This is a genomic window from Kocuria sp., assembly GCF_030530945.1.
In the GTDB taxonomy this organism is placed as follows: Bacteria; Actinomycetota; Actinomycetes; order Actinomycetales; family Micrococcaceae; genus Kocuria.
Genome location: NZ_JAUMTZ010000012.1, coordinates 55,571 through 66,019, shown reverse-complemented (window position 1 = coordinate 66,019; position 10,449 = coordinate 55,571). Strand labels below are relative to the sequence as shown.

The 10,449-nt window shown below is 70.7% G+C and carries 8 protein-coding genes; 3 read left to right on the top strand and 5 right to left on the bottom strand.

All coding sequences use genetic code 11. The annotated features are described in order from the left end of the window. The 4 genes from narI to Q4A22_RS10070 form a co-directional block, all read right to left on the bottom strand. Positions 1 to 632, bottom strand: a 632-nt coding sequence (gene narI / locus Q4A22_RS10085; RefSeq protein WP_303179135.1) for a respiratory nitrate reductase subunit gamma, incomplete at its 3' end; no start/stop codon positions are given. Further along, positions 629 to 1,324: a nitrate reductase molybdenum cofactor assembly chaperone gene (narJ, locus tag Q4A22_RS10080; protein ID WP_303179133.1), complete on the bottom strand. Its 696-nt coding sequence runs from the start codon at positions 1,322 to 1,324 to the stop codon at positions 629 to 631. The genes narJ and narI, both read right to left, overlap by 4 nt. Beyond that, positions 1,324 to 3,084 carry a nitrate reductase subunit beta gene (gene narH, locus Q4A22_RS10075; protein ID WP_303179132.1) on the bottom strand — a complete coding sequence of 587 codons (1,761 nt, stop codon included), beginning with the start codon at positions 3,082 to 3,084 and terminating at the stop codon, positions 1,324 to 1,326. Before narH ends, narJ begins: the two co-directional genes overlap by 1 nt. Continuing rightward, entirely contained in the window at positions 3,084 to 6,818 is a 3,735-nt protein-coding gene (locus Q4A22_RS10070; protein WP_303179130.1) for a nitrate reductase subunit alpha, read from the bottom strand. The genes narH and Q4A22_RS10070 overlap by 1 nt, the downstream gene beginning before the upstream one ends. 236 nt (positions 6,819 to 7,054) lie before the next feature. Between Q4A22_RS10070 and Q4A22_RS10065 the strand changes: the two genes are divergently transcribed. The 3 genes from Q4A22_RS10065 to Q4A22_RS10055 are packed head-to-tail and all read left to right on the top strand — an operon-like array spanning position 7,055 to position 9,471. Next, positions 7,055 to 7,444 carry a hypothetical protein gene (locus tag Q4A22_RS10065; protein WP_303179128.1) on the top strand — a complete coding sequence of 130 codons (390 nt, stop codon included), beginning with the start codon at positions 7,055 to 7,057 and terminating at the stop codon, positions 7,442 to 7,444. A 4-nt stretch (positions 7,445 to 7,448) separates the two neighbouring features. Continuing rightward, positions 7,449 to 8,057, top strand: coding sequence for a molybdenum cofactor guanylyltransferase (locus Q4A22_RS10060; protein ID WP_303179126.1), 609 nt, complete (start codon positions 7,449 to 7,451; stop codon positions 8,055 to 8,057). Between the two features lie 19 nt (positions 8,058 to 8,076). After that, entirely contained in the window at positions 8,077 to 9,471 is a 1,395-nt protein-coding gene (locus Q4A22_RS10055) for a molybdopterin molybdotransferase MoeA (RefSeq protein WP_303179123.1), read from the top strand. Between the two features lie 197 nt (positions 9,472 to 9,668). Here Q4A22_RS10055 and Q4A22_RS10050 read toward each other — a convergent pair whose 3' ends face one another. After that, on the bottom strand, positions 9,669 to 10,247 hold the full coding sequence (locus tag Q4A22_RS10050) for a TIGR00730 family Rossman fold protein (RefSeq protein ID WP_303179120.1): 579 nt from the start codon (positions 10,245 to 10,247) through the stop codon (positions 9,669 to 9,671). Positions 10,248 to 10,449: the final 202 nt, after the last annotated feature.

The window sequence follows — 10,449 nt, the reverse complement described above, 5'->3', positions numbered from 1 at the left end:
GGCGCCGTGAAGGCGTGCACCAGGCGGGTGAAGGGCCACACGGCGAACAGGAGCATGGCCCACAGCACGTGGACGTGGAAGCTCGTGGACGCGGCAGCCATGGCCCCCACGTCCGGCCGCAGGATCCACAGGGACCGGAACCACGGGGACACCGTCTCGCGGTAGTCCACGGTGGAGGGGTCGAACACGGAGACCACCGTGGTGGCCAGACCCGCCAGGATGGCGCCCACCAGCATCACGTACATGAACTTGTCGTTGGCGGTGGTGGCCATGAACACCGGGCCGGTGCGGCGGCGGCGCACGATCAGCAGCACGATGCCTGTGAGGGTGGCCACACCGGCCACCGTGCCGATGGACAGCGCCATGAAGTGGTACGCGTGCTCCGACAGTCCCACGGCCTCCGTCCAGCTCTTGGGGATCGCCAGGCCCATCACGTGCCCCGCGAGCACCGCCAGGATCCCGAAGTGGAACAGGGGGGAGCCGATGCGCAGCAGCCTGGACTCGTAGAGCTGGGACGAACGGGTGGTCCACCCGAACTGGTCGTACCTGTACCGCCAGACCACACCGCCCACCAGAGTCAGCATGACCACGTACGGCAGCACCCCCCACAGGAGGACGTCGAGCACGTTCATCGGTTTCCTCCGGTCATCGGCAGAAGGCGGGGGTCGTACGCGTCCAGGCCCACGGACTCCGTGGGCGGGCCGTAGCCGGCCATCCGGGCCACGGCGGACTCGTCCTGCGGGGACGGCCCGGGCAGGGTGGAGCACACCAGTTCCACGGCGCAGGCCTGCGGCAGGTGGTCCCGCAGCAGGGCCAGGCGCAGCAGCTCCAGGGACGGGCGGTAGCGCTGGAGCAGCTCGAAGCCGTCCTCGGGGGACACCCGGGCCGCGAACTCCAGCACCACGGGCAGGTGGTCCGGCAGCTCCTCGTCCCCGAACTGGCACCCGTGGGCGCGGTAGACCTGCTTGAACGCGGACAGGGCCTCACCGCGGCGGCGGGTGTCCCCGTCCGTCCAGTAGGTCAGGTGCAGGCTGTGGCGGCGGGAGAGGTCGAACTCCTGCACGTACTCGCCCTGCACCACCCGGAAGTCCGGACGGCGCAGCCAGCCGGTGAGGGGCGCGAGCTGCTGCGGGTCCACACCCACCTCCGCGAGCGCCCCCTCCAGCAGCTCCAGCTGGGCCACTGTCTCCGGGCGGGGGTAGCCCAGCAGCACGGCGGCGGCCTGGCGGACCACCGCCGAACGCCGGGGGTCACGGTCCCGGTACGCCGGGACTTCCACGGTGCCCTTGCCGGGCTTGCCCAGCAGGGTGGAGAGCAGTCCCATCACAGTCCCCCGCTCGCACCGGCGGTGCCCTGGTCCGGGCGGGACCCGGGGTTGTTCGCGGTGGCCGCCAGGGACGCGGCGTCCCGCGCGGCCTCCTCGCCCTCACCGGTGCGCGCCGGGAACAGTCCCGCCGGCGTGCCGTTGCCGTCCCAGTTGAGCAGGTTCACGCGCCCGCTCAGCTGGTCGTTGCCGGTGGGGTCCTCTCCCCGCTGGCGGGCCTTCAGCGCCTGGAAGTTCTCCACGGCCACCGGCATCGGGCGCCCGGAGGCCTCGCCGAACACGCCGGTCTGGCCCATTCCGGGGCCGCCGTCCACGTCCAGGGAGCAGCCGATCTCCTCCAGGTTGTGGGCGTCCTCCACGTGGGCCGAGGGGATCACGTAGCGCTCGTCGTACTTGGCGATCGCCATGAGCCGGTACATCTGTTTGATCTGCGCACCGGTCATCCCCACCGCCTCGGCAATGCTCTCGTCCGGTTCTCCCCCGAGAGTGATGTCCCGCATGTAGGCCCGCATGGCCGCGAGCTTGCGAAGCACGTGGGTGATCAGCTCGGTGTCCCCGGCTGTGAACAGCTCCGCGAGGTACTCCACGGGGATCCGCAGGGACTCGATGGCGCCGAAGAGGTTCTCCGGGTCCTCGCCGTCGTGGCCCTGCTCCTTGAGCAGGTCCACGATCGGGGACAGCGGCGGCACGTACCAGACCATGGGCATGGTGCGGTACTCCGGGTGCAGCGGCAGGGCCACGCGCAGGGTCTTCGCCAGCGCGTAGACCGGGGACTTCCGGGCGGCCTCCAGCCAGTCCTCCGGGATCCCGTCCCGGCGGGCCGCCTCCACGACCTCGGGGTCGTTCGGGTCCAGCATCAACTCCAGCTGCGCCTCGTACAGGTCCTGCTCGTCCGGGGTGGCCGCCGCCTGAGTGACCCTGTCCGCGTTGTACAGGAAGATGCCGATGTAGCGCATGCGGCCCACGCACGTCTCCGCGCACACCGTGGGGATGCCCACCTCGATGCGGGGGTAGCAGAACGTGCACTTCTCAGCCTTGCCGGACTTGTGGTTGTAGTAGATCTTCTTGTACGGGCACCCGGTCACGCACTGGCGCCAGCCGCGGCACCGGTCCTGGTCCACCAGCACGATGCCGTCCTCGGAGCGCTTGTATATGGCACCGGACGGGCACGACGCCATGCAGGACGGGTTCAGGCAGTGCTCGCACAGCCGCGGCAGGTAGAACATGAAGGTCTGCTCGAACTCGAACTTGATGCGGTCGTTGGCCTCCTCCCGCAGCTTCTGCACCACGGGGTCCAGGTGGCCCATCTCGGTGGTGCCGCCCAGGTCGTCGTCCCAGTTGGCGGACCACTCGATCTTGGTGTCCTCGCCCGTGATCAGGGACTTGGGGCGTGCCACCGGGAAGTCGTCGCCCGCGGGGGCCTTGACCAGGTTCTCGTAGTCGTAGGTCCACGGCTCGTAGTAGTCGGCGAGCTCGGGCTGCACCGGGGACGCGAACAGCTGCGCCATCTTCTTCAGCCGGCCGCCGGACTTCAGCTTCAGGTTGCCGCGGCGGTTGAGCTCCCACCCGCCCTTCCACGTCTCCTGGTCCTCGTACCGGCGGGGGTAGCCCTGGCCGGGGCGGGTCTCCACGTTGTTGAACCACGCGTACTCGGTGCCGGCACGGTTGGTCCACGCCTGCTTGCACGTGACCGAGCACGTGTGGCACCCGATGCACTTGTCCAGGGTCATGACCATGGCTACTTGGGACATCACTCGCATCAGTACTGGACCTCCTGGGAACGCTTGCGGACCACGGAGACGATGTCCCGTTGGTTTCCGGTGGGCCCCATGTAGTTGAAGGCCCAGGACAGGTGGGTGTAGCCACCGATCATGTGGGTGGGTTTGACCAGGATCCGCGTGACGGAGTTGTGGATCCCGCCCCGCTTGCCCGTGGTCTCGGACTTGGGGACGTCGATGGTGCGCTCCTGGGCGTGGTGGACGTACACCACGCCCGCGGGCATGCGGTGGGAGACCACCGCACGGCCCACGAACACGCCGTTGGTGTTCACGCACTCCACCCACTCGTTGTCCCGCACCTCGATGGCCTGGGCGTCCTGCGGGGACATCCACACCGTGGTGCCGCCGCGGGAGAGGGAGAGCATGAACAGGTTGTCCTGGTACTCGGAGTGGATGGACCACTTGTTGTGGGGCGTGAGGTAGCGCACCGAGATGGACAGCTCGCCCTTCTCGCCCAGCTGCGGCTCCCCGAACAACCGGTGCATGTCCAGGGGCGGGCGGTAGATCGGCATGGTCTCGCCCATGTCCTTGAGCCAGTCGTGGTCCAGGAAGAAGTGCATGCGCCCGGTGAGGGTGTGGAACGGCTTGAGACGTTCGATGTTCACCGTGAACGGTGCGTACCGGCGCCCGCCGGTCTCGGACCCGGACCACTCCGGGGAGGTGATCACGGGCACGGGCGCCTGCTGGGTCTCCTTGAAGGTGATGACCCGCTCCTCCGCACCGCGGGACAGGTCCGCCAGCGGCTTGCCCACGCGCTTCTCCAGGGTCTCGAACCCCTGGGTGGCCAGGGCCCCGTTGGTGGTCCCGGACAGGCTGAGGATCGCCTCCGCCATGCGGGCGTCCGAGTCCAGGGCGGGGCGGCCCTCCGCGGCACCGGAGTCGAAGACGCCGTGCTGGCGGCCCAGCCGGTCCACCACCGCGGAGACGTCGAACGTGACGTTCTTGGTGGTCAGCCCCAGCTTGTCGGCGAGCGGGCCGAGGGCCACGAACTTGTCCCCGATGGCGGTGTAGTCCCGCTCCACGATCTTCAGCGGGGGCAGGTTCTTGCCGGGCACCGCGGGCAGGTCCGTGCCCTTCCACTCCGGGGCGTGGCCGCCGGGCTGGGCGATCTCCCCCGGGGTGTCGTGCTGCAGCGCGGTGGCCACCACGTCCCTGCGGGTGTCCAGGTGGCCCCTGGAGAGCCGGCTCACCTCGTCCGCGAGCAGCTGGAACAGCTTCCAGTCCGTCTTGGCCTCCCACGGCGGGCTGATGGCCGGTGTGAACGCGTGCACGTAGGGGTGCATGTCCGTGGAGGAGAGGTCGAACTTCTCGTACCAGGTGGCCGCGGGGAACACCACGTCGCTGAGAAGTGTGGAGGAGGTCATGCGGAAGTCCGCGGAGACCAGAAGGTCCAGCTTCCCTTCCGGCGCCTCGTCCCGCCAGCGGACGTCCTTCGGGCGGGACTCCGTGTGGTCCTCGCCGCGCACGCTGTTGTGGGTGCCGAGCAGGTGCTTGAGGAAGTACTCCTCGCCCTTCGCGGAGGAGCCGAAGAGGTTGGAGCGCCACAGCACCAGGGTGCGCGGCCAGTTCTCGGGCGCGTCCGGGTCCTCGACCGCCATGCGCAGCTCGCCCGCCTTGAGCTTCTGCGCGATCCACTCGGGTTCCGACGCTGCCTCCCCGCGTTCCACACCGGCGATCGCGGCGTCCGCGACGTCCAGGGAGTTCTCGTGGAACTGCGGGTAGAACGGCATCCACCCCAGCCGGGTGGCCTGGGCCACCACGTCCGCGGTGTGCATCCCCTTCAGGTGGCCCTCCGCGAGCGGGGACTGCAGGGAGTCCGAGGAGTATCCGTCCGAGCGCCACTGGTCCGTGTGCATGTACCAGAACGCGGTGCCGATCATGAAGCGCGGCGGGCGCACCCAGTCGTTCGCGCTGGCCATGGCCGCCCACCCGGTGATGGGGCGGGCCTTCTCCTGGCCCACGTAGTGCGCCCAGCCACCGCCGTTGCGGCCCTGGCAGCCGCACAGCATGAGCATGGCCAGGATGGCCCGGTAGGTGGTGTCCCCGTGGTACCACTGGCAGATGCCGGCGCCCAGGATGATCATGGAGCGTCCGTGGGACTTCTCCGCGTTCGCGGCGAACTCGCGGGCGGTGCGGATCACGGCCTCCGCCGGGACGGAGGTGACCTCCTCCTGCCACGCGGGGGTGTAGGGGGTCAGCGCGTCGTCCAGGCCCGAGGCCCACTCCCCCGGCAGCCCCTCTCGGCCCACCCCGTACTGGGCGAGCATGAGGTCGAAGACCGTGGTCACGGTGCGCCCGGCCACCGTGGTGGTGGGCACCCCGCGGTGGATCACGGAGCCCGCACCCGTGGGGTCGGTGAACGCGGGCAGGTCCACCCGGGAAGTCCCGCCCTCGTAGCCGGCGGAGTCCGCGACGGACAGGGACGGAAGGGTGTCCCCCAGGTCCAGGTTCCACCTCCCCTCGTCCTGCTCGTTGTAGCGGAAGCCCATGGAGCCGTTGGGCACCACGGCCCGGTGGGTGTGGCGGTCCAGCAGGACGGTCTTGAACGCGGGATCGGCCTGCTGCGCGGCGTCGTCGTCCCCCGCGCGGGCGAGGTCCTGCGCCGTGAGGAACTTGCCGGGCACCACGGTGCCGTCGTCGCGCTCGTCGAGGGTGATGAGGAACGGGAGGTCCGTGTACTGCAGCACGTACTCCTCGAAGAAGCGCACGCGGCGCTCCACGAAGTTCTCCCGCAGGATCACGTGGCCCATGCCCATGGCCAGTGCGGCGTCCGAGCCGGCCTGGGCAGGCAGCCACTCGTCCGCGAACTTGGTGTTGTCCGCGTAGTCCGGACTGACCGAGACCACCTTGGTGCCGCGGTAGCGCACCTCCGCGAGCCAGTGGGCGTCCGGGGTGCGGGTCACCGGGATGTTGGAGCCCCACATCATCAGGTAGGTGGCGTCCCACCAGTCACCGGACTCGGGCACGTCCGTCTGGTCCCCGAAGACCTGCGGGGAGGCCACGGGCAGGTCCGCGTACCAGTCGTAGAAGCTGTTCATCACCCCGCCGATGAGGTTGATGAACCGGGCGCCGGCGGCGTGGGACACCATGGACATGGCGGGGATGGGCGAGAAGCCGGTGCAGCGGTCCGGACCGTATGCGGCGATGGTGTGCACGTGCGCCGCCGCGGTCATCTCCACGGCTTCCTGCCACGAGGCGCGCACCAGTCCGCCCTTGCCACGGCCCTGCTGGAACGTGCGGCGCTTGTCGGGATCGTTGACGACAGACTCCCACGCCTTCACCGGATCTCCGTGCAGCTGCTTGGCCTCGCGGTACATCTGCAGCAGCACCCCGCGCACGTAGGGGTAGCGCACACGGGTGGGCGAGTAGGTGTACCAGGAGAACGCCGCGCCGCGGGGGCAGCCGCGCGGCTCGTACTCGGGGCGGTCCGGGCCCACCGAGGGGTAGTCCGTCTCCTGGGCCTCCCACGTGATGATGCCGTCCTTGACGTACACCTTCCACGAGCACGAACCGGTGCAGTTCACCCCGTGGGTGGAGCGCACCACCTTGTCGTGGCTCCACCGGTTGCGGTAGAAGGCATCCCCCGCGCGCCCGCCCTCGCGGAACACGGCGCGCCCGTCCGGGGTCTCGTCCCAGCGGGAGAAGAAGCGCCCCATCTTCAGCAGGGCGTCGGAGGCCGGGCCGTCGAGTCCGGCGGGGGTCTGCGTGGTTGCCATGGGCCCCATGCTAGGGGTTTTTGGTACTCATGATGCGTATTTGCCGCGGCGTGGCCCGCGCGTCGAAAACCCGCTCTGACCTGCGCAAATACAAGATATTTAAGTGCCCTAATAGAAACCGGGGCGCGGGGCTGAGGGCCCGCGGGCGACGCCGCCCGGCGGGGTTCCCGGCGGCCGTGGCCGCGCGCGGCGCCCACCCGGGTCCCGCCCAGTGCGCGCACCTAGAATGGTGCTCCATGAAGTCGTTCGTCGCCCCCGTCCTGCTCGTGATCACCGCGGTCGTCCAGGCCATGGGGGTCTACCCCTACGTCCAGGACGGCATCACGCTGACCGGGCAGCTGCTGTTCCCCATCCTCTTCGCCCTCGCGGCCATGTACCTCTCGCGCAGGGGCCGCCCCGGGGCGTTCGGCACCGCGCACATGCTCGTGCTGATCCTGTCCGTGCTCCTGCTGGTGCTGTCCCTGGTGGGCATGAGCCAGCAGCTGCCGTACTTCTACCCCACGATGATCCTGTACTACATCGCGTTCGTGCTGCTCGCGGTGGAGTGCGGGCTGCGGATCGCCGGGCTGCCCAAGAAGGAGCGCCCCGCGGACCCCGAGCTCGACGACGCCGATCCCGCCCTCTGAGCCCGTGAGCACCTCCCGCACCCCGGACCCCGGCCTCCGCGTGGACACCGTGGTGGTGGCGGGCGGGCACTCCTCGCGGCTGGGGGGAACCCCCAAGGCCCAGCTGCCCCTGGCCGGCACCACCCTGCTCTCGCACACGGTGGCTGCCGTGCGGGGGCTCGGCACCGTGGTGGTGGTGGGCCCCCCTGACCCCACCCTTCCGGCCGACGTGCTCACCACGTGGGAGGACCCCCCCTTCTCCGGGCCGGCCGCGGGGGTGGCCGCGGGCGTCGTCGCCCTGTCACGGGTGGCTGCACGCGCGGCCTGGACCGCGGTGCTCGCGTGCGACATGCCCCGGGTGGACCGCGCCCTGCCCGCGCTGCTCGCGGCGGCGGCCGGGGCGGCGTCGGACGTGGACGGCGTGATGGCGGTCTCCGCGCAGGGGCGGCGCGAGAACCTGGCCGTGGTGGTTCGCACGGCCGCGCTGGATCGGGTGCTCGCGGAGGTGCCCACCGTGGACGCCTCGGTGCGCTCGGTGTGGCGGCACCTGCGGTGGGAGGAGGTCACGGTGCCCGGTGGCTCCACCGCGGACGTGGACACGTGGGAAGATGCCCGTAGGCTCGAACTGGACTGAACCAGCACGCTGAGGAGACATGATGCCCGGACTTCCGCACCCGCACGATCCCGCCGCCCGTGAGGACCAGGAGCAGCCGCGCACCGACGATCCCGCGCGCGAACCCACCGTCCACTGGGCGCAGTGGGACGAGGCCCGCAGGATCGCCTACGGCCTCTCCCAGCCGCTGCCCTACATCCTGCTGCCGCTCACCCAGTGCCTGGACGAGACCCTCGCGGAGTCCGTGACCGCCGAGATGCCCGTGCCCCACTACGCCTCCGCCGCCGCGGACGGCTGGGCCGTGGCCGGTGAGGGCCCGTGGCGCATCCGCACACCGCAGCCCGCAGAGACGGACGAGCGCCTGCTCCTCACTCTGCCCCCGGACCGGCGCATGCTCCCGGTCGTGGAGCTCACCCCCGGTGAGGCCACCCACGTGAACACCGGCGACGCCGTCCCCTGGGGCACCCGGGCCCTGCTGGAGGCCCACCGCGGCCACGTGGTCCCCGCGGACCCGCACGCGGAGGTCCCGGAGGGCACCGAGCACGGGCGCAAGGCCGTGGAGGGTGACACCCTCGAGGACGCCACCCCCGCCGCCACCCTGGTGAAGAACCAGGACGTCCGTGCCGTAGGCGAGGAGATCGAGCAGGGCGACCTGCTGCTGCGCGCCGGCCGCAGGCTCAACCCCGTGCACATCGGTCTCGCGGCCAGCGCCGGTCACGACATGCTCCCCGTACGACGCCGCCCGCGCGTCACCGTGCTGCTCGGCTACGCGAACGTGGTGGAGGACGGCATCCCCGGCCCCGGTGAGGTGCGCGACTCCCTGGGGCTGCAGCTGCCCGCCGTGCTGAAGGACCTCGGGGCGAACGTGGACCAGGTGCGCCGCGTGGCCGACGGCCGCGAGGGCATGCTCGCCGCGCTCACCGAGTCCCCCATGGGCGCCAACTCGTTGTTGGACGCCCGGGCCGAGATGGTGGTCACCACCGGAGGGACCGGCCACGGCGAGGACGACCACGTGCGCCAGGCCCTCGAGGACCTCGACGCCCACCTCATTCTGGACGGCGTGGCCCAGGAGCCCGCGCACGGCGTGATCCTGGCGAAGCTGCCGGAGGACGGGCCCGTGGTGCTCGCCCTGCCCGGCTCGCCGCTGAGCGCCATGACCGGTCTGCTCACTGTGGGCCACGCGCTGATCGCCGGCGCCACCGGCGAGGGGTTGCCGGCCACCCGTCGGGTCACCGCCGGACGCGCCCTGGAACCCCTGGGCCGCACCCGCGTGATCCCCGCCTACCTCCAGGACGGCCGGGTGATCCCGGAACCCGCGGTGGGCCCCGCCATGCTCTCGGGCCTCGCCCACGCGGACGTGCTGCTGGTGGTCCCGGAGGACGGGATGCAGCCGGGCCAGGACATGGAGGTCGTCCCGCTGCCCTGGCGGGGGTGATTCTCACTCCCCCGTGACGGTGCGCGGGAGGGTGGTGCGGGGCCGGTGCGGTGCGGTGCGGTGCGACAGTCTCAAGTGGAGCAAATGCAGTTCTGGGCGGTCCGGGCTGCATTTGCTGCACTTAAAAGCGTTCCACCTGTGGTGGGTCGGTTGGTGGGCTGCCCGGTCATCGCGGGCAGTGGATTCAGAAAATCGGGTCAGCGCCACTTCGGTGCGGGCGGCTGCCACGTGCTCAGCCGTGGGAGGACGTCCTCGGGTCCGTCCGCAACCACCAGGGTGCCCCGGTCCTCGGCGCGCACGAACCCTTCGGCGACCATGTGGTCCAGCATGTCCAGCAGGGGCTGCCAGAACTCCCGGCCGCACAGCCCCACGGGCTTGGAGTGCACCCCAAGCTGCTGCCAGGTCCACGCCTCGAAGAACTCGTCCAGGGTCCCGCCGCCACCCGGCAGGGCGATGAACGCGTCCGCGAGGTCCGTCATGCGCTGCTTGCGCTCGTGCATGCTCCCCACCACGTCCAGCTGCGTAAGACCCGGGTGGGCGATCTCCCCCGAGACCAGGTGCTCCGGCATCACACCGACCACGCGGCCACCCGCCCCCAGGGCACCGTCCGCCACGGCGCCCATGAGTCCCACCCTCCCACCGCCGTAGACCACGGTGACCCCCGCATGCGCAAGGGTTCTCCCGAGGTCGGTGGCCAGCTCCAGGTACCGGGGTGAGGAGCCGTCGCGGGCTCCTGTGAACACGGCCACGGCGCTGATGTTCGGTGATGAGGTCATGGCAGCCACCCTACCCATGGCCCTCGCGCCAGCGCCGAGGAGGACCGAGGGACCGCACCCGGTGGCCGGCATCCACCCCGAGAGTTCCACGCTGCCCATCCCCGGGCACCAGGGGCCCAGGGGCCTGCGCCACGGAGTTCCGCGCTGTGAAGTGGAGCAAATGCAGCACACGGCACGCCAGGCTGCATTTGCTCCACTTCAG

What these genes read in the sequence shown, in the direction of transcription:
- narJ (WP_303179133.1), bottom strand. Translation starts at nt 1,324, where the DNA reads ATGGGACTGCTCTCCACCCTGCTGGGCAAGCCCGGCAAGGGCACCGTG.
- narH (WP_303179132.1), bottom strand. Translation starts at nt 3,084, where the DNA reads ATGCGAGTGATGTCCCAAGTAGCCATGGTCATGACCCTGGACAAGTGC.
- Q4A22_RS10070 (WP_303179130.1), bottom strand. Translation starts at nt 6,818, where the DNA reads ATGGCAACCACGCAGACCCCCGCCGGACTCGACGGCCCGGCCTCCGAC.
- Q4A22_RS10065 (WP_303179128.1), top strand. Translation starts at nt 7,055, where the DNA reads ATGAAGTCGTTCGTCGCCCCCGTCCTGCTCGTGATCACCGCGGTCGTC.
- Q4A22_RS10055 (WP_303179123.1), top strand. Translation starts at nt 8,077, where the DNA reads ATGATGCCCGGACTTCCGCACCCGCACGATCCCGCCGCCCGTGAGGAC.
- Q4A22_RS10050 (WP_303179120.1), bottom strand. Translation starts at nt 10,247, where the DNA reads ATGACCTCATCACCGAACATCAGCGCCGTGGCCGTGTTCACAGGAGCC.